Source organism: Tissierella praeacuta DSM 18095 (assembly GCF_900128955.1).
GTDB classification, from domain to species: Bacteria; Bacillota; Clostridia; order Tissierellales; family Tissierellaceae; genus Tissierella; species Tissierella praeacuta.
In genome coordinates this window covers 26,295-48,045 of sequence record NZ_FQTY01000016.1, presented here as the reverse complement: position 1 = coordinate 48,045, position 21,751 = coordinate 26,295, and the positions used below count along the sequence as shown (strand labels likewise).

Sequence of the window (21,751 nt, the reverse complement as noted above, 5' to 3'; positions counted from 1 at the left end):
TGATTTTTCAAAATTTTAATATATAATTGAATTATTGGTAAATATAAGAAAGGAGGTCGTGAAGATGATGAACATGAACTTTGTACTTAAAAATAATGAAAACTTAATAATTTTAGTAACACGACCTAGGTACAAATTCTAATTTTTTACCACTGATTTTTATACCATAGGTGTGTTCACCTATGGTTTTTTATATTTTTATAATCCTCACTAGGATATCCGTGTCTCTATATGAACATAATTAACCATAGGTATATGCCTATGGTTTTTTTAATTAAGGAGGGAGAGAATGAAAGATTTTAAAAAACTACTAAAATTCATGGAAGGGTACAGAATTATTTATTTATTTGGAATGATATCAATTCTTATATCTCAAATACTTACTACTGTTACTCCTCTAATACTAAGAACAACTATTGATAGTATAATTGGTGACGAAGTAATAAAGTCTTCAATTATTCAAAGAATTGTTTACTTCTTAGGAGGTAAAGAATTTTTAAAACAGCATCTATGGCTCATAGGACTTTTACTTGTTTGTATTGCTATTTTAAGAGGTCTATTTTTATATCTAAAGAACACCTTATCTAGCAAATCTGCTGAAAATACTACAAAGAAAATAAGAGATAAACTATATGACCATATACAAAGACTTCCCTATGAATATCATGTAAAAGCAGAAACTGGTGAACTTATACAAAAATGTACATCTGATGTAGACACCATAAGAAGATTTTTGGCCATACAACTTGTAGAAGTTGTCGGCTCAATATTTATGTTGGTATTCATAATTTATGTAATGTTTACTATGAATATAAAAATGACTATGGTATCTATTATAATATTACCCATAACATTTTTATTCTCATTTATATTCTTTACTAAAATTAAAAAAGCATTTGAATCCTCTGATGAAGCTGAAGCAAGAATGACTACTACCCTCCAAGAAAACTTAACAGGAGTAAGAGTTGTAAAGGCCTTTTCCAGACAGAGATATGAAGTTGATAAATTTGATAAAAAAAATTTAGAGTATCAAAACTTAACTTACAAACTAATAAAAAACTTATCCGCCTATTGGGCTATATCTGATTTTCTTAGTATGTGTCAAGTTGCTTTTGTTGTTATAATTGGCAGCTATCTTGCGTATAAAGGTGAATTATCCCTTGGAGTTTTTGTAGCTTTTATTAGCTATATTAATATGATAATCTGGCCAGTTAGACAAATGGGCAGAACCTTGACAGATATGGGTAAAGCTTTTGTTTCTTTACAAAGAATAGAAAAAATATTTGAAGAACCTATAGAACTATTAGATGAAAATAATAATAAACCTGAAATTAAAGGAAATATAAAATTTGAGAAGGTTTACTTTGAATATGAAGAAAATAAACCTGTTTTATCAGACCTTTCATTTGAGGTTAAAGTTGGAGAAACAATCGCCTTAATTGGTCCTACAGGTTCTGGTAAATCTTCCTTAGTACATTTGTTACCAAGACTATATGAATATAATAAGGGTTCTATTAAAATTGATGGTGTTGAATTAAATAAAATAGATAAATCTTGGATTAGAAAAAATGTTGGATTAGTGCTTCAAGAACCTTTTCTCTATGCTAAAACAATAAAAGAAAATATTAAACTTGCTAATCCATCAATGAAAGATGCTAGGGTTTTTAATGCTGCAAAGATCGCTTCAATTCATGAAGATATAAAAACCTTTGAAAATGGATATGAAACTCTTGTAGGAGAACGTGGCGTCTCCCTATCTGGTGGACAAAAACAAAGGATGGCAATTGCAAGAACCATTATTAATGACTGTCCTATCGTTATATTTGATGACTCTCTATCTGCCGTAGATACAGAAACTGATATCTCAATTAGAAAGGCTCTTAACAATAGAAAAAATAAATCTACTACATTTATTATTTCTCATAGAATTTCAACTGTAGCAGAGGCAGACTTAATATTGGTAATAGATAAGGGAAAAATTGTACAAAGAGGTACTCATAGTAATCTAATCTCTAAAGAAGGACTATATAAAAGAATATATAACTTACAAAACTCTCTAGATGATGAAATAATAAATGTATAATAGGAGGTGTTAATTTGATAAAAACAAATAATAATCAAGATAAAATAGAAATCAGTACATGGAAAAACTTTTTTAAATATCTAAAACCATATAGAAATCAGTTTTTTATCCTATCTATAATGATGATATTTCTAGGAATATTAGATTCCATTTTTCCCTTAATGACAAAATATGCCATAGATAACTTTATAGAAAAAAATACTTTAGTTGGTATAGAAAAATTTGGTATAGTATATTTTTCTGCAGTAATTATGTTAGCTCTCACAGTCTATTTATTTATATCCTTAGCTGGAAAACTAGAAACAAAAATGGCCTATGACATTAGAAAAATTGGGTTTGAAAAACTTCAATTATTACCTCTATCCTATTATGATAATAAAGCTATAGGATGGTTAATGGCAAGGATGACTTCCGATATTAGCAGACTATCTGAAACAATATCTTGGTCATTAGTAGACCTTGCATGGGGGTTTTCTATGATGCTTTTTATAACTATTGCAATGATTAAATTAAATTTTAAACTAGCTTTAATCACATTATCTGTGATACCTATTTTAGCTTTTGTTAGTTTTTATTTTCAAAATAGAATATTAAAAGCTCAAAGAGATGTAAGAAAAATAAACTCCAAGATTACAGCTGCATATAATGAGGATATTCAAGGAGCCAAAACCACAAAAACATTAGTTAGAGAAGATATAAATCTTCAAGAATTCTCAGAAATAACAAAATCCATGAAAGATAAATCCATAAGAGCAACCATAATTTCTTCAGTTTACTTACCTATTATACTTACCTTAGCTAGTGTAGGTACTGCCTTAGCATTAAATTACGGTGGGAAAGGAGTATTATTAGGTACTATATCTTATGGAACATTAGTAGCATTTATATCATATACTGCTCAGTTCTACGAGCCAGTACGTCAAATAGCCGTAATATTTGCAGAGTTATTGGCAGCTCAAGCTTCAGCTGAAAGAGTCTTTTCTCTATTAAATGAAATACCTGAAATAGTAGATAGTAAGGAAGTTGTAGCTAAATATGGGGATTTATTGAACCCTAAAAAAGAACTTTGGCCTGAAATCAAAGGAGCTGTAGAATTTAAGAATGTATCCTTTTCTTATAAAGACGGAGAAACCATACTAGATAATTTCAACCTAAAGGTTAACCCTGGTGAGACCATAGCCTTAGTTGGGGAAACTGGCTCAGGAAAATCAACTATTGTAAATCTATTTTGTAGATTCTATGAACCAACAGATGGTGAAATTTTAATTGATGACATAAATTATAAAAATATGCCTCAAAACTGGATTCATGAAAATCTTGGATATGTACTACAATCTCCTCATCTATTTAGTGGTACCATAAAAGAAAATATTAGATATAGTAATTTAGAGGCTACAGATGAAGAAATCATAGCAGCAAGCAAATTAGTCGATGCTCATAATTTCATTATGGATACTGAAAAAGGATATGATACAGAGGTTGGTGAAGGGGGAGGATTACTTTCTACTGGACAAAAGCAACTTATATCTTTTGCAAGGGCAGTTGTCCGTAATCCAAAACTATTTGTACTAGATGAAGCCACTTCATCTATAGATACAGAAACGGAAAAGGTTATTCAAGACGCTATTCACAAGGTACTAGATGGCAGAACCTCCTTCGTCATAGCCCATAGATTATCTACCATAAGAAATGCAAATAGGATTTTAGTTATAAAAGATGGTAAAATTGAGGAATCAGGAAATCATAAGGAATTAATTAAAAAGAAGGGTTATTACTATAATCTATATACTAATCAATTTATTGAAGAAAAAAGTATGGATATATTAGGATAATAATAAAAAGAGATGTTTCTGGTGTCTGATAAACATTAGAAACATCTCTTTTACTTTCAAACTATTAAATCATAAATTCCTTTTCTATTACTTCCCTTAATTTAATCATATTTTCTTCATTTCCATTTAACTCCATTACCCTCTTTACCGCAGTAGGCTTTCCCGTTAAGATTATAATTCTATCTCCTAAGGTTAAAGCTTCTTCTATATCATGGGTTACTATAATACATGTTCTATTTTCAATTATCCTTAGTTCCTTAAAGAAATCTATTAATATTTGCTTACTATTAATATCTAAGGATTTAAAAGGCTCGTCCATTATAAGTAGTTTTGATGGATAAGCAAAGGCTCTTAATATACTTATCTTCTGTCTCATTCCACCACTTAGTTCTTTAGGATAATAGTATTTATATTCCTCTAATTTTACTAATTTTAAATATTTATCTATAGTAGCTTTAATTTGCTCTTTATCCATTTTACCTTTTAAAACGAAGGATATATTTTCCTCTATATTCTTCCACTCAATAAGTCTATCCTCTTGAAAAACAAAAGATATGTCTTTATTAAATCCAATTATTTCTCCCGAATCTTTCTTTATTATACCTGCTATTATATTTAAGAGTGTTGTTTTTCCACAACCAGAAGGTCCTAAAATACATGTTGTTTTATTTTTAGGAAAATCAATGGTAATGTCTTCTAATACTTTTAACTCATTAAATTTTTTATTTATATCCTTGATTTGATACATAAAATTTCTACCCTTTCTAATATATACTCAAATACCTTAGCAATAAAAAGAATTATTATTATCCAAGCGAAAATTCCTGAAGTATTTAGATACATCTTTTGTAATTGAAGATTACTTCCTATAGCGTATTTTGGTTGTGATAAAACTTCTCCTGCAATTACCATCTTTAAATTAATTCCTAATGTAGAAGAAAAAACATTACTTAAATTTATAAAGATACTTGGTATATAGATATCCTTTATAATAGTCAATTTATCTGCCTTGTATATTTGTGCCATAGCTATAATATCTTTATCTATATTTAATATCCCCTTTAAAACAGTTTCGTACAATATAGGGAATACCATAATAAACCCTACAAATATTGGTACCAGCTCGTTGTTTAACCATATAATGGCTAATATAATAATAGCCATAGTTGGTACTGAACTTAAAAAGTTTATTATAGGAATCATTAAATAATATATAGTCTTAGAAATACTGGAAAAAATCCCTATTATAATTGCTAAAAACAATGAAATTATAAATCCAATCAAACTCCTGAGTACAGAATAGCTAATAATAGTTATAAAATTTGGGTTTTTAATTATCTGTATAAAATTAACAAAGGTACTCTTTATGGTGGGGAGTATTATTTCATTATCTATAAATTTGGATAACAATATCCATATAATTATTATTAAAATTTTTGAAATAATAGATGGTTTTCTATCTTTCAAAATATATTCCCTCATTAGGTATTTTTCCTCCTATAAAATCTGGTGCAAAATCTAATATAGCATTGTAATATGCCTTGTATTCTTCTTTACTATCTTTAACATTAAAAGATTCTATATTTATCCATGTAATCCCTTTTTCTAAAATTTCTTTCTTCACACTAATCCCTAATACTTCAGCGTATTCACCTAACTCTTTTGGATTTTCAGATGCCCATTTTCTACTTTCTTCATATGATTTAATGAACTCCTCTACAAACTTTCTATTATTGTCTATTAAATCTTTTTTGATTATTAAGCTTGCTTGAGGATAACCCTTTTCAGTTCCTGCTGCTTTGCTCCATTCTTCATTTAAGTCCAAAATTACCTTAGCATCTGACTTTTTCATCATTGCTGTAGTTAACAAAGGTTCTGCTAAAACTGCTAAATTGGTTTTTCCTCCTATAAATGCTGAACCAACTTCTGATGCTGCATTTAAATATGTAATCTTTACATCTTTATCTAAATAAATGCCATTTTCTGATAAAATAAAATTAAGAACTAAATCTGGAGTAAGCCCTTTACCAAAGGTATATATTTCCTTCCCCTTTAATCCTGCAAATCCTTTTATATCCTCTGTACTTACTAAATAAAGTGAGCCCCATATAGAAGTACCTGCTATTTCATATGAAATATCTTTATTAAAGGCTTGAGCTGCTAAATTAGATGGAACTATTGCAATATCTGCTTCCTCCTTTAATATCTTTGAAACTAATAAATCTGGAGAATTTTGCATTTCATATTCAATTGTTATATTTTCATCTATAATTGGATTTTCTTTAGCTAACTTGGCAACTGTTAAAGCTGGTGTTCCATCTTGATAGTAAAACTTAATAGTCTTGGACTCCTTTTGTTGATCCTTATTCTTGTTACATCCAGTAGTTCCACATAATACAATAGTCAATACTATAAATAATATAAAGACCTTTTTCACTGTCCTACCTCCTATAATTTTAATTTTGTTCAATAATATATTATACCATATAACATATTATTGAATATCCCATTTATATTCAAATATAAAAAGGCTTATATCGAAATTTTTATAAGGTAGCTTTTTTTGAAACTCATTGGCGGAAAGTTCTTTTTTTATAAGACATTAAAATATAAGCTTTCTATTTATTATAAAAAAGACTGGATTTTTGGAATAAATAAAAATCCAGTCTTTTAGTTACATTATAAAAATTGCAACTATTGTAGTTACAACTAAACCTATAGCTACAGGTTTAAAATTTCTTCTTGTTAGTTCAAATGGGTCTACACCACAAATAGCCGCTGCTGGGATTACTGCCCAGGGTATTAAAGTTCCTCCTCCTACCCATATGCCAGCCACTTGACCTAAGGCAGTAAGAGTAGCTGTACCTTTACCTATAGCTGCCCCAAATAATCTAGCTATAGACCCAGCTAAAGATATGCCTGAAAACCCTGAACCGTCTAATCCAGTTATTGCTCCTACTGTTGTCAATGTAACTGCTCCTACTCCAGCATTTAATGGTACAGTATTAGCTAAAGCAATACCTAAATCATTTACCAACCCTTCAGAACCATATGGTAGAAATTCACCAATAACCTTCAAAAATCCATCATCTCCTAAATAGAAGAAGGCTGCTATCGGGATTACTGGTCCAAATACTTCAAATCCAAATTTAAATCCTGAGACTAGATATTTTGTTATTTCTTCTAAAGCTTTTCCTTTATGAGTCAATAAGGAAACCATAATGAGTATAAATATAGCAGTTCCCCCTATTAAAGCCGTAGCATCTCCTCCTTGTAGTTTTGCTACAGACATAATTAAAATATCTATGGCAAATAACACTGGAATAAATAATGCTAGATTTTTTTTAGTCTTATGGCTTAAAATATTCTTTATACTTTCATCTTCCTCCATTAATCTCTTGCTTTTCCTTTCATTATTAGCTTTAAGTTTTCCAGTTTTTAAATCCTTTTTCAATATTATAAATGCAATTACAGTTGTAACTATTCCCATTACAGCCACCAATGGAATACTTGCAGAAATAACTTCTGAAACTGGAATGCCAGCTGCATCTGCCGTAAGTTTTGGTGCTCCTTGAATGATGAAATCTCCTGATAATGCTATTCCATGACCAAATAAGTTCATTGCCATAGCTACACCTATTGCAGGTAACCCTACACTTACTGCTATTGGTAACATAACTGCACCTATTAAGGCAACTGCTGGTGATGGCCAAAAAAACCAAGATATTATCATCATAAGTATTCCTATAACCCAATAAGCTAGAGCTGGGCTTTTTATTAATTTAGTAAAAGGTGAAATCATTATCTCATTTACTCCTGTTTTAGTTAGAATTGAACTCATTCCTACTATTACTGAAATAATTAAAATTGTTCCCATTAATTCAATTATTGCATAGATAAAAGAATTAAATACTCCCATTAAGGCTTGAGATAATGAAGATGTTGCCATAATCCCTAATATAAATATTCCCAAAATACAAACTAAGGAAGTATCTCTCTTTCTAAGCATTACTCCAAGTATCAAAAGAGTAAATAGTAGGTATACATAATGTAAAGCATTTAACTGAATGTCCATAAAACCCCTCCCTACATTTCCTTTGGTACTTTAGAATATGCAAAGAAGGGTATCTATGGTTCCCATTATTTACATTTATTTAAATATATCTATTCCCTTTTCCCAACTTTTTGATATCTATCAAAACTAAATAATCATTATAAATAGTTTATTTACTTAGGTTCAGTTTCTCACATTCTATTATTTAGTAAGCTATTTTTCTTTGTCTTAAACTAATAAATTCTTTTTTTAATATAAGTATAAAGATTATTTTTAAATAAAATAATCTTTTTTATAAAGTACATATTCAAATATTAATTTTTTTATAATATTTTTCACTATTTACTCTCTATATTTTTTATTTCTATATTCTGTTGGAGTCATATTAGTATAATTTTTGAATGCATTGGAAAATTTACTGGGGTTTTCATACCCTATTTTGTTGGCAATACAAATAATAGGGCTATCTGTATCTTTTAAAAGTATCTTGCTCCTTTCTACCCTTGCTCTTCTAATGTATTCATATACAGTGCTTCCCATTATTTCTTTAAATCCTTTTTGTAACTTATAAATTGTAATATTTAAATCTTTAGAAAGTCCTTGTAAAGATGGAGGTTCCTGTAAGTTTTCTAATATTATAGATTCCGCCCTATATATTATATCAACTTCTTCTTTAGTAAAATTATCAATATTATAATTTCTACCTACTTTAAATTGTAAGCACAGCATAAATAATTCCAATGCTTTAAATTTAATTTTTATATAATCCATCATATTAACTATTTTCATATCTCTTATTTCTTTTGCAGCTAATTTTATATTATAAGGTGCCTTCTCTATATTTAAGATATCCTTAGAATATATATTATCTATAAGTTCTTCCCACTCTAATATAACTTTTGCTCCCCATATAGGATTTAGAGAGCCTTTTATTTTATTTAAATCTATATGCATAGAAACAGCTCCAAAATCCTCATAAGAAAATTTAAATTTTTCTATATAATTTTGCATTCTATAAAAAGCCATATCTCCATTTTCTAAAAAGTATTTCTTTTTATTGGGAAATGTTTCAATTTCCACTTTACCTTTATAACAATATGAGATTTCTATAATATTTGATCCATATTTTTCATTGTTAAATGACCATTCCATTGTAGCACTATTATCCCAATATGCAATTTCTAGTCCTTCATCAATTATTATTCTTGTTATTGTACCTTTCCCAATATTTTTAGATATACTATATTTAGTACCAATCAATTCATCTGATAATTTACATGCACATTTTTTCTCCATCTGCTTAAAGTATGTATCTATTATATTAATTCCATTTCTCATAATACCCCACCTTATTGATAATCATTATCACTATAATTATATCAAATTATAACTTAAATAACATAATCTTCTAATGTTTATTTTTTATAATATATCAATAAGGATATATAAATTCATTCTCTGGTTTATCTACCCCTTTTATACTCTGAATATCTATCAAAGGAATTCTATCATCATCATTATCTATGATATTTATTTCTCCATTAATTTTTATCCATGAGCCTTTTTCTAATTGAGAAGCCTTGTCATAATTACATAAAAAACCTATGGCCTGTGTATCAGCAGCACAGCATACCATCATAGATCTGGCAATTACAAACTCATTTTGCTTAAATTCATTATTCTTTAATACAAACCCTATTAATTCAATTGTGTTCCCTTCATACCTATCGGAATTTATATATAGCTCATCAATCCAATTTATAAAATTATCTTCATTAAGAATTATTTTTCCATCTTCTAAATAAATAGAACTTTCTTTATCATCGATTATATCACTATATATGCTAAATATTTCCGAAGATGTACTCTTATCAGTTTCATTTTCTTCATATGTTTTTGAAATCTTTCTATCTACTGACTTAATATTACTTAATTTATCTGATGAAAAAACTATAGACTTAGGTGGTAATATAAATGCTGTCAGTACTGGTAATAAAAAAATAATATATCTGCCTATTTGAGTATTCTTTTTTCTAATTCTAAAGATTTCACTTACCATAAATAAAGCAATAAACAAAAAACTAATTATAGCAAAGCACATATATGGTATTATTCTCGGGTGAACATAGTTGCTTACTGTGTTTTCTTTAATTGTAATAAAATAAAATGCAGTAAATCCAAATAAAAACACCAACTTCAAAATAATTTCTAAATTTATTCTATGGTTTATTTTAATCCTCATATCTAATCATCCTATAAATTTAATATGGTGAAAAAGCAAATTACTGAAAATGTTATATTAAATACAATAAAAGTTAATTTTATGATGAATCTTTTACTAAAGCTATCTGATAACATAATTAAATTTTTCATATCTATCATAGGTCCTAAGACCATAAAACTCATTATACTGCCTATTGAAAATTGGTTTAGAAAGCTTCTTGCAATAAAAGCATCTGATGATGAACATAATGAAAAAAGAAATGCTATAAGCATCATAATTAAAATGGATATTACATTATCTCCACTTAGTTTTACAAGTAAATCTTTAGAAATCATAACTTGAAAGAAGCTTGTTAACAATGCACCTAGTATCAAAAATCTTCCAACATCAAAAAATTCTTCACCTGCATGTTTAAATATCATACTTATCTTACCTTTTATACCTATATCTTTTATATTGTTACAATAAATACAATTGCAAACCTCATCTAATTCATTGTTTTTAATAGATATTTCTTTTTCTGGAAATATCAAAAATAAAACACCTGATATTATTGCAACTATAATCCCTATTATTATTCTAAATATCATGATTTGAGGCTGGTTAGGAAATGCATAGTATGTGGAAATTATCACTATTGGATTTACAATAGGTGCTGATAACATAAAAGTTACTGCAACATATAGGGGAACTCCCTTTTTCACTAACCTAGATACAACTGGAACTATAGCACAGTCACAAACCGGGAAAAATATTCCTCCTACTATGGCAAATAAAAAGGATATGATCTTGTTTTGAGGAAAATACTTAACTACCATATCTCTTGTTATAAACACTTGAATAATAGACGATATAAACACTCCAAGAATTAAAAATGGAAAAGATTCCATCAATATACTTATAAAAATTGTATTTAAAATATATAATTTAGTAAAATCTATATTTAACTTCCCAAAGTCTATTGCCATAAAAATATTTAATGATAAATATATGGCTACAGTTATTAAAAATAATATGGTTAATTTATCATAGATTTTTCCCTCCAATTTCTTATTTCCATTTTCAAATTGAAAATAATCGGAAAAACCTTCTCCTTCATCAATCTCTATAATTGCTCCTGTTTTATTTCTACTTCTAACCTTTTTATTTATATCTTCTAATTCATTAGGGGATACCTTGTCTACATTGTTTAGAATAATTAAATCACTATATGCTATTTTATTAATGAGATTATTTCCTAATAGCCCCATGAGCATATTAAAATTCCTACAATCAATTATGTTTGTAATCCTCTCAATCATTATATATTTTCTTGAAATTTTATTATCTAAATTATTTAATAATTCCTCAAGGGAGTCCATTCCATTTTGTTCAATAATTATCTTATCTGGAGAATATTTTTCAATTATCTCTTTTATATAATTGAATTTCAAAAGACTGAGATTTGAAATGCTTTCTTTAATTATATTTTGATGTAAATACTCATCTTTTATTTTTTCTTCTCCTAATTCACATTGAATTATAACTACTTTTTTATTTTCATCCTTTTCTCCTCTTAAAATAGAGTTAATCATTGATGTTTTTCCTGAACTCAAAAAACCAGTAATTATTTCTACTTTTGTTCTCATAAAGCATGTCCTCTTATTCTATAATAGAAAATATTTTATTTAATTCTTCCCTATTAAGATTGGTTCCTATTACAGAAAGCTTACCGTTATAATTTGGTAATACTTCTGATATTCGAAGATCTCCAGGGATATAATTAAACTGAATCCATTTATTATCTTGAATCTCTACAACACCCTTAGCCCTCAAAACATTTCCATATTCTTGGGAATCCTCAAACTCTTTTATGATATTTTTTATTTTATCTATTGTAAATATCTTTGGAGTTTCTATGCCCCAAGATTGAAATACTTTATGGGAATTTAGTTTTCTTACCTTTTCTCTTACTACCTTAACACTCTTTATCCTTCTATTAATATGATTTACACTATTTTTTTCTGCTAAAGAAATTATTGAGTTTAAATCAAGTTCCTTCCAAGGAGTTGAAACTATATTGCATCTAATATTAAGTTTTTGTATTTCTTTTGTTACAAATTCTATATTTTCTCTGCTAATGCCTTCTGTTCTACTAAGTAAAATAGTTCTAGCATTTTTAATCTGATCTTTGTAAAATTCCCCAAAATTTGAAATATATAGACTAAATCTTTCTACATCAACCACTGTTATTAACATGTTAATTTGAGTTAAATTTTTTAAAATTTCTGTCTTACATGCTTTAATTATTTCAGATAGTTGCCCCACTCCCGAAGGCTCTATTATAATTCTACTTGGGTTAATTTTTTCAATTATTTCCTCAATTGATTTTTGAAAATCTCCAGTTAAGGAACAACATATACATCCTGAATTTATCTCTTTAACTTCTAATCCAGATTCTTTTATTAGTTCACCATCTATACCTACTTCTCCAAATTCATTTTCTATAATAACGACTTTTTCATTATAAAGTCTTTGACTTATCATTTCTTTTATCAAGGTAGTTTTACCTGCACCTAAGAATCCTGCTATAATATCAACTTTGGTTTTCATTGATATTCTCCTTCCCTATCTTTGTTTTCTGCACATTCAGGACAATAACCATATATCTCAAGTTTATGTCCTGTTATATGAAATTTAGTATTTTTTTGTATTTGATTCTCATACTCTTCTAAGGGACAATGTCCAATTTTTATCATCCTTTTACAAGAATTACAAATCAAATAGTGACTATGTTCCTCCTTATTTAGTTCATACATATTTTTATCCTCTTCACCAATACTTGATTTTATAACTATATCCTTTGAAACAAATGTATTTAGTATTCTATATACAGTTGAAAAATTCATAGATATATTAGAACCTTGGGTTTCTATAAATATTTCTTCTGCGGTCATAGGTGCATCACTACTTTTCAATATATCTAAAACTACATTTCTCTGTTTTGTATTTTTTATTCTATACTTACTAAATATCTCTTTATTATCTATTTTTATCATTTCACCATCTCCTTTTAATTACCCTAACTTAAATCTATCTTCTTTATAAACAAAGATATCATAAAACAGATAGCATTTACAATGACTATTGTAGCACCAGTAGGAAGATCATAAACAAATGAAATAAACAAACCTACTATTACTGATAAAATAGATATTATTTCAGATATAATTATAGTATTCTTAAAACTAGTAGATATCTGTAATGCTGTTACTGTAGGAAAAATAATCATACTAGAAATCAACATTGTACCTACTATTCTAATGCCAAGAACTACAGTTATTCCTGTTAATATTGATATTAAATAATTTAATTTCTTCACATTTATTCCCATTGTTGTGGCAAAACTTTCATCATAAGTAATAGCAAATAGACTATTATAAAATAATATAATTATAGACAAAATAATTATAGATAATATTACAGAAAGTATTAATTCAAAATCACTAATTACTAAAATACTTCCAAATAGATAACTAAATAAATCAATATTAGATCCTTTAGATAATGAAGAAATCAATATTCCTACTGCTACGGAAAAAGATGAAATCAGACCTATAGAAGCATCACCGTTTAAATTATCTATTTCACTTAATTTTAGTATAAGGACTGAAGCCAGTACTACTATTGGTATGGATATCAATATTGGTGATTGTTTTAACAGCAATGCAATTGCAACTGTTGCAAAACTTACATGGGCTAATCCATCTCCAATCATAGAATGTTTTCTAAGGACGATAAATATACCCAAGAAAGATGAGGAAATTGCTATTAATATACCTGCAACTATTGCCTTTATCATAAAATCGTAGTGAAACGCATCTTTAATTATAAAAATTATGTTCTCCAATTATATCCCCCCATCTATCTCATCAATATCTATAGGATTTAGATATCTTCCTATTTCTTTTGAATGAAGGAATAATTTATAATCTCCATAAAAAACAAGTTCTGTTTCTAGATATAATACTTTATTTATATATTTTCCCATAGTTTTTAAATCATGGGACACCACTATTATTGTTACTTTCTCCTCTGTATTTAACTCCTTAAGAATCCTATATAGTTCTTCTCTAGTACTGGTATCCAAATAATTAGTAGGTTCATCCAATAATATTACATTAGGAGAAGAAACCATAGCACGTGCTAAAAATACTCTTTGCTGTTGCCCCCCAGATAACTCTCCTATCTTTTTATACTTTAAATCATAAATATTTAATCTTTTAAGAATATTATCTATTTTTTCATAATCTTCTTCTGTATAAAATTTAAACATCCCCTTATTAGATAATAATCCTGTTGCAACTATTTCTTTTACCTTTGCAGGAAATAACTTATCAGTTTTAATAGTTCTTTGAGGAAGATATCCTATTTGAGCTTCTTTATTAAAGTTTATACTCCCTTTTGTAGGCTCTAATAACCCTAATATTACATTTAATAACGTTGTTTTCCCTGAACCATTAGGTCCTATTATACCTAAGTAATCCCCCTTTTCTATGATACAACTAATATTTCTAATTGCATCATTTCTGCCGTATTTAAATGTTAAGTTTTCCACTGTTAATACTCTATTCTTCATATCCAAGTCCTTCTTTTAATCTTTCCAAATTCCCCTTCATAATATCAATATAATTTATATTAGATTCCATTTCTTCCTTAGATAAGTTATGTGCACCATGAAGTAATAGCATTTTTGCTCCAGTCTCTTTTGACAATATTCTAGTCACCTTAGGATCAATTAACTCTTCATAGTATATTGCCTTTACTCCTGCGTCTTCTATATTTTTAATTAGCTCAATAATCATCTTAGGTGTAGGCTCTGCATCTGGAGAAAATCCTTTATATGGTGTAATATATTCTAAATTATATCTACTTGCAAAATAGCCAAATGCAAAATGTCCCCCATAAATAATCTTATTTGATTTAGTGTTTTTTAAAGTTTTTATAATCTCTTGATCCAATAGGTCTAATTGCTTTTTATATTCTTCTGCATTGGTTATATAAAAATCTTTATTTTCTTCATCTGCTTTTATCATATCCTCTACAATATTATCCACCATTTTTTTTGCATTTATAGGATCTAACCAAATATGAGGATCTTTACTACCATGAGAATGTCCCTCATGTTCTTCATGTTCTTCATGTTCTTCATGTTCTTCATGTTCTTCATGTTCTTCATGTTCTTCATGTTCTTCATGGTCTTCATGGTCTTCATGATCTTCATGATCTAGTAAAGTTATTCCTTTACTAACATCAGTTATTATTAAATTATTTCCATTAATACTATCAGCAATCTTTTTTGCCCAAGGCTCCATATACTCTCCAGTATAAATAAACAAATCTGATTTTTTTATTCTAGCTATATCCTTTGGAGTAGGCTCATAAGAGTGAGATTCTACTCCTGGTGGAAGTAATAAACTTACATCTACTTTATCTTTTCCAATTTCTCTAATAAAATCATATTGAGGAAATAGAGTTGTTATAATCTTTAGTTTCCCATGATTTGCCTCGTCATGATTTTGTTTTTCACTACATCCTGAAATTAATAATACTGCAAAAATAGCAAACATTATCCTCCAAATTTTTCTTTTCATCATCTTTAACTCCTCCTTAATTTAATCTTATTATATCTAATTTTATATGCTAATGCAAACTAATTGCATTTACTTTTTTGTATAAAAAACCTCTTAACTTAAAAGCTAAGAGTAATTTTATTTACATTTATTATATATAGATATATATTCTTTGTCAATAATATATAAGATAATTTTAAATAAATTACTTTATATATTATTTTTATTCTTTAATCAATTTAATACTTAGATAATAAAATATATACCCTGCTAAGTAACCACCTATAATATCTGTTGGCCAATGAACCCCTAAGTAAACTCTGCTTATCCCCATTAATAATATCATAATAAAGGCTAAAATATGTATCCATGCCTTTTTCCTATGATTATATGTATTTTTAGCTAATAAAAAAGCTATTGTAGAGTAAAGAGTCATAGTTACCATAGAATGTCCGCTTGGAAAACTAAAACCTCCTTGTTCTACTAGAAAATATTTTAAGGGTCTTGTTCTTTGAAATAACTGTTTTAATAAGTGATTTAATAAATATGAGCCTAAAGTCGATATTAACAATAATTTAGATTCATAATATTTTCTCTTAATTATTGTATATGATATTATCATAGCCATTATAGGGAGTAAAAATCCACTTGAACCTATAAATGATATAAACCTCATTAAAGATAATAATAATGGATTAATATTAGTATGCATATAATCCATTATCCACACATCAAATAAGATACCTTCACTACTTCCCTTTACCATAAACCCCACAATAAAAAATATTATTATCATTAAGCTTAAAGTCATTATTTTTTTATACTTAGCCATCTATTCACCCTATTTCTTATTTTATTAAATCAATTATATCAAATATCCTATAAAATATAAAATAATTAGGTTGATTTCCTTATATAATTTCAACCTAATTAAATCTTATATTTATTCTTCTATATTTTTAAAGCCGTCTCCCAATACTTCATAAACATTACTTACTGTAATAAAAGCATTCTTATCTATTCTCTTTATATAATTTTTTAGTTTTATAAAATCCCTTCTGTCTACAACTGTAACTACTATATCCTTTTTATTGCCTGTATAAGCTCCTTTAGCACTATATAGAGTTGCCCCTCTTTCTAAATTGTTTATTATATATTCCTTAATATCATTACTATATTCGCTTATTATATTTACTTCCTTACATAAACTTATCCCTTCAATTGTCCAATCTATTACTATCCCATTTAATATAACTCCCAATAGAGAATACATTCCTAATTTAGGACCAAATGTAAATCCAGCCATTATTGTTATTGCAAAGTCTGAGATAAGTACTCCTTTACCAAGTTCTATTCCAAAAAATTTATTCATTATCTTAGCTATTACATCGGTTCCTCCTGTAGATGCATTTTGATTAAAAACAATCCCTATACCTATAGCAGATATAAAAACTCCAAAAATAAGCTGCAATATAATATCCTCTACTAAAGGCTGTCGAATAGGAATAGTTTTCTCAAGGAAAGAAACAATTACAGAAGTTCCTATACTAGCATAAATAGTCTTAAATCCAAAGCTAGTTCCAACAATTAGAAAACCAATTGCAAATAAAATTATATTAACTATTATCATAATAGTTCCTATGGATAAGATTGGAATCCAATTATTAATCACAATAGCAAGTCCGTTAGCACCTCCTATGGCTAATTTTTCTGGCATAAGAAAGAAATATAGTCCTAAAGCCACCATTATCATTCCAATAGTTATAAATACATACTCTTTTAATTTTTCTCTCAAAAATATTCCTCCCTTATTAATAATATAAAAAATATCCATCACCGAATTAAAATTAGTTTTTCACCTACATCTTAGGGAATCAAAGCTTCCCACAGACTGTCAGGATCCATATAAATCAAGTTTTAAAATAAAGAGATAAAAATAAAACTTTCTATTCATTATAAAAAATCTCCCAAATCTAAAATATTTTGGGAGGCACGAAAAATAGACGGATCATAATACAATTCGTCATATACTAAAAATCCGCTTTAACACCCCCTATTCACCGTAGAGTTTCCTAGTGCATAAGTAAAGGCAGGTCTTCTGACTCTGGTTCATAAAAATTTAAAGTCTTCCCAAATAATCAGTGACATTAATTTTAAATCTCTCCCCATTACAGCGGCGGGACCGTATAGGATTTTAACCTATTTCCCTTTTAAGTAGATAATTTTTTTCTACACCTTTACATAAATATTTAATTATAATTCTAAGTATATAATATAATTACACTATAGTCAATATTGACACAATCTCTAATATTATCTATCTTTTTAACAGTTTATCTATTTTCATTATTATATCTTTCAATATAAGTTTTTTCTTATTCATAATTTATCCTTATTCCTTTCTGAGAAAACTTATATAATATTATTTACCATTATAAACATATAGTTAAATAATAATCTATCAATATCTCTAAGACTTTTAATTTACTTTAGTATATATAATAAATATTTGGATTTTATTTGATATTATAATATAAAAAAATCCTTTTATATTAATATAAAACTCCCCATAGAACCATGTCTATAGAGAGTTTTTGTATAACTATTTAAAGGATTCTCCCATCTTTATTAATTCATCTTTCGCAATACCTCTTCCATTTAACATATAAATAACACCATTATCTTCCCAGTCAAGATTATTATCATATAGTAAAGCATCTACACCATTAATATTTATCTTTTCAACCTTTTTTGCTCCAGTTTCATATGCAGTTTCTTCATCAGCAAATCTTTGCTGCATATATATATATTCTCCAGTTTTATCATTAGTAAAGAACAAAGCAATATATTTACTATTCTCGACGATATCATTCTCATTTTCTCTAAAAAATTCAGCTCTATCAAATTTATATCCATTTGGCAAATAGCTAGGAAGTTTAACATCGAAACAAGTATGATTATTTAATTCACTGGGATTTTTAACTATTAAGTCTTTTATTTCTCTTCTCTTTTCTTTTTCATCAGCTGTTACTATCTCTATATTACCACTCTCATCAGCACTAAAGCCGCCAATCTCTTCTCCATCAGCTGTATACATTTTTTGAGTTTTATCTCCTAAAAATACTTCTATTGGTTTCCCATGTTTATCAAAGATTTTGCCTTTAAGTTCCTCTGGAACTGGAAGGGATTCTACAGATTCTTCCTCTATTACTGTTACATGTCCAAGAGTTATAGTTCGTACTACTTTATCTACTAATTCTTGTGCAAAGGATGTTCTCATAGTAGAAACACCTAGTATACATACTAAAGCAACTGAAGCCACCTTCACCATTGGATGTTTAAATTTACTTGATTTTTTCATATTATCTTTTCCTCCATATTCATTAATATTTTTTAAAGTCTTATTAAATATTTCCTCTTTGTTACTATTCTTACTAAAGTCCTTATGAGATAATAATTTTCCCAATTGCAAAAGTTCTTTATATTCCTCTTCAAAATAGTTTGGAGGTTCTTTACCATTGAGATAATCATCTATATCTATGGAAAATCTATCTTCAATGTTCTTTTTGTTCAAATTCATCCCCTCTTTCCAATTTTCTTTTTAACTTTTTCATTGTACGATAGAGAATTACACCAACATTACTTTCAGTTATATCCAATACTTCTGCAATTTCTACATTTTTTAAATTTGCACCAAATTTAAGTGCTACAATATTTCTTTCTCTTTCATCTAAAATTTTTAATGCTTCTAAAAGTTCATTATTTGTTTCTTCTATCTCAATTATGTTTTCTGGTGTTCCTATATTAGATATTAAGTCTTTAATTTTATCAATTGAAAATAATTTGCATTTTTTTAACTCTCTAAAATAATCATTTACCACATTTCTAGCTATGGCAAATAACCATACCTCAAATTGTGCCTTTTCTTCGGAGTAAGTATCTATCTTGACCATTGCCTTCTCAAAAACCTGACTTGTTAAATCTTCTGCTGCATGATAAGCATTGATGCGATAATATACATAGTTATATACTCTTTTATAATATGTTTCAAAAATATAACCAAAATCTCTTTCCCTATAAAGATGTTTTTCTGATTGTTTTTTATCTAAAATATCTATTAATGCAACTTGTTGCAATTTTTTAAAACCTCCTTTCTTCACTTAGCTAAGTAAAACTAATCTCATATGTTAATACGGTAACTTTTCGATTCCATTACATATTATTTTAAATTTTATCATAAAAAGATGGAAAAATTTATTTATAGTATTACAAATATCCAATTACCTTTTATTTCAAATCTTATTATAGAAAAGCAAAAGACCCTAGTATGGTAATAATGCTCCCCTTATAATGAATAAGGCAATTTATCTCACTAGAGTCTTTGTAATATTAAATTTTCCTAATACATTTTAAATCTTTTAATTCTTAAATAAAACTTTTTAATAGGTATAAATAAATCCAATGATAATTTTAATATATAATATTTATTTTTAACTAAATCATTAGATAGAAAAAGAAGATAGCATATGCTATCTTCTTTTTCTTGGTGGTGCTATATGAATCGCTTGATTTTCTAATCCTAATGTCGCTTCATAAAATGTTTCTGAAAGAGTTGGATGGGCATGAATTGTTCTCATTATACTATAGATATCTAAGTCATTAGCTATTGCTAATGCTCCCTCTGCAATTAAATCATTTGCATGAGGTCCAAGTATATGAACTCCTAGAACCTTTTTATCTTCTTCCCCAGCAAGTATTTTTATTATACCTTCTCCTTCTCCTAAGGATAAAGCTTTTCCGTTGGCTGCAAACATAAACTTACTTGCCTTATAAGGTATTCCTTTTTCTTTAAGTTCTTCTTCCGTATAACCTACATGGGCTACTTCATTCATTGTAAATACACAGTTTGGATAGATATCTAGATTGATATCTGGTGTATGACCCATTATCTTTTCCATTACATATACACCTTGAGCGGATGCTACATGAGCTAATTGAACTCCTCTATTTACATCTCCTATAGCATATATACCTTCTATATTGGTCTCAAACTCATTATTTACAAAAACACCTTTATCATCATATTTAATTCCTAATACATCAAGATTTAATCCTTCCATTACAGGACCTCTTCCTGATGCAATAAGCACCTTATCACCTATTACCTCTATTTCTTCATCTTTTTCTTTATATTTTGCTAATACTCTAAGTTTGTCCCCTTCTTTTGTAATTTCCTTAGCTCTAATATCAACATAGGTTTCAATTCCTTGTTTCTTTAACATTGGTACAAGTCTTCTTGAAATCTCCTTGTCTGCATCCTTTAAAATCCTGGACGCTAAGAGAATTACTTTTGAACCTAATTCCTGATAAATACTTGCAAATTCTAACCCTATTACTCCACCACCTACTACAATTAGAGTTTCTGGAATTTCTTCCATCTCTAGAAGTTCATCTGATGTAATTACACCTTCTAAATCTACTCCTTTTGTTTCAGTCATTTGAGGTTTAGAGCCTGTAGCAATAACTATATTATCTACTGTTATTTCCTTTGTACTTCCATCCTTTAAAGCTACAGAAATATTATTTTTATCTTTTATATTAGCTGTCCCACGTAAAAATTCTATGTTTTTATAAGAGGATATAAGTTGTTCAATACCTCCTACTAAAGTATTTACAACTTTATTTTTTCTCTCTTGTAGTGCTTTTCCATCCATTTTAAATTCACCTGCTGTAATTCCAAATTCAGCAGCTCTTCTAAAATTGGACATAATCTCTGCATTTCTAAAATAAGTTTTAGTAGGGATACAGCCTCGATTAAGGCATGTACCCCCTACTTCTCTATTCTCTATTAAGATTATATCAGCACCAAGTTGAGCTCCTCTTATTGCTGCTACATAGCCTCCTGGACCTGCTCCTATAACGGCAATAGTTTTAGTCAAATAGTAC

At 27.9% G+C, this 21,751-nt stretch carries 19 protein-coding genes and 1 riboswitch; of the genes, 2 read left to right on the top strand and 17 right to left on the bottom strand.

Annotated elements, in window-relative coordinates:
• The first annotated feature begins 289 nt into the window (after positions 1-289).
• On the top strand, positions 290-2,083 hold the full coding sequence (locus BUB33_RS12710) for an ABC transporter ATP-binding protein (protein WP_072977006.1): 1,794 nt from the start codon (positions 290-292) through the stop codon (positions 2,081-2,083).
• A 14-nt stretch (positions 2,084-2,097) separates the two neighbouring features.
• Complete coding sequence (locus BUB33_RS12705; RefSeq protein WP_234950049.1) at positions 2,098-3,915, top strand: ABC transporter ATP-binding protein; 1,818 nt, start codon at positions 2,098-2,100, stop codon at positions 3,913-3,915.
• Positions 3,916-3,979: 64 nt separating this feature from the next.
• On the opposite strand, the gene BUB33_RS12700 is transcribed toward BUB33_RS12705, so the two are convergent.
• The 17 genes from BUB33_RS12700 to lpdA form a co-directional block, all read right to left on the bottom strand.
• Positions 3,980-4,663: an ABC transporter ATP-binding protein gene (locus BUB33_RS12700; protein WP_072977001.1), complete on the bottom strand. Its 684-nt coding sequence runs from the start codon at positions 4,661-4,663 to the stop codon at positions 3,980-3,982.
• Positions 4,642-5,397 (bottom strand): ABC transporter permease, encoded by a 756-nt coding sequence (locus BUB33_RS12695; protein ID WP_072976999.1) that lies wholly within the window; start codon positions 5,395-5,397, stop codon positions 4,642-4,644. Before BUB33_RS12695 ends, BUB33_RS12700 begins: the two co-directional genes overlap by 22 nt.
• Positions 5,372-6,352 carry an ABC transporter substrate-binding protein gene (locus tag BUB33_RS12690; RefSeq protein WP_072976996.1) on the bottom strand — a complete coding sequence of 327 codons (981 nt, stop codon included), beginning with the start codon at positions 6,350-6,352 and terminating at the stop codon, positions 5,372-5,374. Before BUB33_RS12690 ends, BUB33_RS12695 begins: the two co-directional genes overlap by 26 nt.
• Before the next feature lie 237 nt (positions 6,353-6,589).
• Complete coding sequence (locus BUB33_RS12685) at positions 6,590-7,990, bottom strand: hypothetical protein (RefSeq protein ID WP_072976993.1); 1,401 nt, start codon at positions 7,988-7,990, stop codon at positions 6,590-6,592.
• A gap of 321 nt (positions 7,991-8,311) precedes the next feature.
• The gene (locus BUB33_RS12680; RefSeq protein WP_072976991.1) at positions 8,312-9,307 is read right to left on the bottom strand and encodes a helix-turn-helix domain-containing protein; all 996 of its coding nucleotides are present in this window, start codon (positions 9,305-9,307) and stop codon (positions 8,312-8,314) included.
• 94 nt (positions 9,308-9,401) lie between these two features.
• Entirely contained in the window at positions 9,402-10,211 is an 810-nt protein-coding gene (locus tag BUB33_RS12675) for a TIGR03943 family putative permease subunit (RefSeq protein WP_072976988.1), read from the bottom strand.
• Between the two features lie 11 nt (positions 10,212-10,222).
• Complete coding sequence (locus BUB33_RS12670) at positions 10,223-11,821, bottom strand: permease (protein ID WP_072976986.1); 1,599 nt, start codon at positions 11,819-11,821, stop codon at positions 10,223-10,225.
• Positions 11,822-11,834: 13 nt separating this feature from the next.
• The gene (locus BUB33_RS12665) at positions 11,835-12,785 is read right to left on the bottom strand and encodes a CobW family GTP-binding protein (protein ID WP_072976984.1); all 951 of its coding nucleotides are present in this window, start codon (positions 12,783-12,785) and stop codon (positions 11,835-11,837) included.
• Positions 12,782-13,231 carry a Fur family transcriptional regulator gene (locus BUB33_RS12660; RefSeq protein WP_072976981.1) on the bottom strand — a complete coding sequence of 150 codons (450 nt, stop codon included), beginning with the start codon at positions 13,229-13,231 and terminating at the stop codon, positions 12,782-12,784. Before BUB33_RS12660 ends, BUB33_RS12665 begins: the two co-directional genes overlap by 4 nt.
• 23 nt (positions 13,232-13,254) lie before the next feature.
• The gene (locus tag BUB33_RS12655; protein ID WP_084725443.1) at positions 13,255-14,082 is read right to left on the bottom strand and encodes a metal ABC transporter permease; all 828 of its coding nucleotides are present in this window, start codon (positions 14,080-14,082) and stop codon (positions 13,255-13,257) included.
• Positions 14,083-14,811: a metal ABC transporter ATP-binding protein gene (locus BUB33_RS12650; protein ID WP_072976979.1), complete on the bottom strand. Its 729-nt coding sequence runs from the start codon at positions 14,809-14,811 to the stop codon at positions 14,083-14,085.
• On the bottom strand, positions 14,801-15,829 hold the full coding sequence (locus tag BUB33_RS12645; RefSeq protein ID WP_084725441.1) for a metal ABC transporter solute-binding protein, Zn/Mn family: 1,029 nt from the start codon (positions 15,827-15,829) through the stop codon (positions 14,801-14,803). Before BUB33_RS12645 ends, BUB33_RS12650 begins: the two co-directional genes overlap by 11 nt.
• Positions 15,830-16,028: 199 nt before the next feature.
• Entirely contained in the window at positions 16,029-16,637 is a 609-nt protein-coding gene (locus BUB33_RS12640; RefSeq protein WP_072976976.1) for a phosphatase PAP2 family protein, read from the bottom strand.
• 111 nt (positions 16,638-16,748) lie between these two features.
• A complete protein-coding gene (locus BUB33_RS12635) occupies positions 16,749-17,600 on the bottom strand; it encodes a YitT family protein (RefSeq protein WP_234950048.1) in 852 nt (283 codons plus the stop codon).
• Positions 17,601-17,876: 276 nt separating this feature from the next.
• Positions 17,877-18,059, bottom strand: a riboswitch (cobalamin riboswitch).
• 348 nt (positions 18,060-18,407) lie between these two features.
• Positions 18,408-19,385, bottom strand: a complete 978-nt coding sequence (locus tag BUB33_RS12630; protein WP_234950047.1) for a DUF4367 domain-containing protein — start codon at positions 19,383-19,385, stop codon at positions 18,408-18,410.
• Complete coding sequence (locus BUB33_RS12625; RefSeq protein ID WP_072976968.1) at positions 19,360-19,941, bottom strand: sigma-70 family RNA polymerase sigma factor; 582 nt, start codon at positions 19,939-19,941, stop codon at positions 19,360-19,362. The genes BUB33_RS12630 and BUB33_RS12625 overlap by 26 nt, the downstream gene beginning before the upstream one ends.
• 393 nt (positions 19,942-20,334) lie before the next feature.
• On the bottom strand, positions 20,335-21,744 hold the full coding sequence (gene lpdA, locus BUB33_RS12620) for a dihydrolipoyl dehydrogenase (protein ID WP_072976966.1): 1,410 nt from the start codon (positions 21,742-21,744) through the stop codon (positions 20,335-20,337).
• Positions 21,745-21,751 lie beyond the last annotated feature (7 nt).

Bases quoted from the DNA above. Each gene is read 5' to 3' on its own strand.
- BUB33_RS12710 (WP_072977006.1), top strand. From the start codon at position 290: ATGAAAGATTTTAAAAAACTACTAAAATTCATGGAAGGGTACAGAATT.
- BUB33_RS12700 (WP_072977001.1), bottom strand. From the start codon at position 4,663: ATGTATCAAATCAAGGATATAAATAAAAAATTTAATGAGTTAAAAGTA.
- BUB33_RS12695 (WP_072976999.1), bottom strand. From the start codon at position 5,397: ATGAGGGAATATATTTTGAAAGATAGAAAACCATCTATTATTTCAAAA.
- BUB33_RS12685 (WP_072976993.1), bottom strand. From the start codon at position 7,990: ATGGACATTCAGTTAAATGCTTTACATTATGTATACCTACTATTTACT.
- BUB33_RS12680 (WP_072976991.1), bottom strand. From the start codon at position 9,307: ATGAGAAATGGAATTAATATAATAGATACATACTTTAAGCAGATGGAG.
- BUB33_RS12675 (WP_072976988.1), bottom strand. From the start codon at position 10,211: ATGAGGATTAAAATAAACCATAGAATAAATTTAGAAATTATTTTGAAG.
- BUB33_RS12670 (WP_072976986.1), bottom strand. From the start codon at position 11,821: ATGAGAACAAAAGTAGAAATAATTACTGGTTTTTTGAGTTCAGGAAAA.
- BUB33_RS12665 (WP_072976984.1), bottom strand. From the start codon at position 12,785: ATGAAAACCAAAGTTGATATTATAGCAGGATTCTTAGGTGCAGGTAAA.
- BUB33_RS12660 (WP_072976981.1), bottom strand. From the start codon at position 13,231: ATGATAAAAATAGATAATAAAGAGATATTTAGTAAGTATAGAATAAAA.
- BUB33_RS12650 (WP_072976979.1), bottom strand. From the start codon at position 14,811: ATGAAGAATAGAGTATTAACAGTGGAAAACTTAACATTTAAATACGGC.
- BUB33_RS12645 (WP_084725441.1), bottom strand. From the start codon at position 15,829: ATGATGAAAAGAAAAATTTGGAGGATAATGTTTGCTATTTTTGCAGTA.
- BUB33_RS12640 (WP_072976976.1), bottom strand. From the start codon at position 16,637: ATGGCTAAGTATAAAAAAATAATGACTTTAAGCTTAATGATAATAATA.
- BUB33_RS12630 (WP_234950047.1), bottom strand. From the start codon at position 19,385: ATGAATTTGAACAAAAAGAACATTGAAGATAGATTTTCCATAGATATA.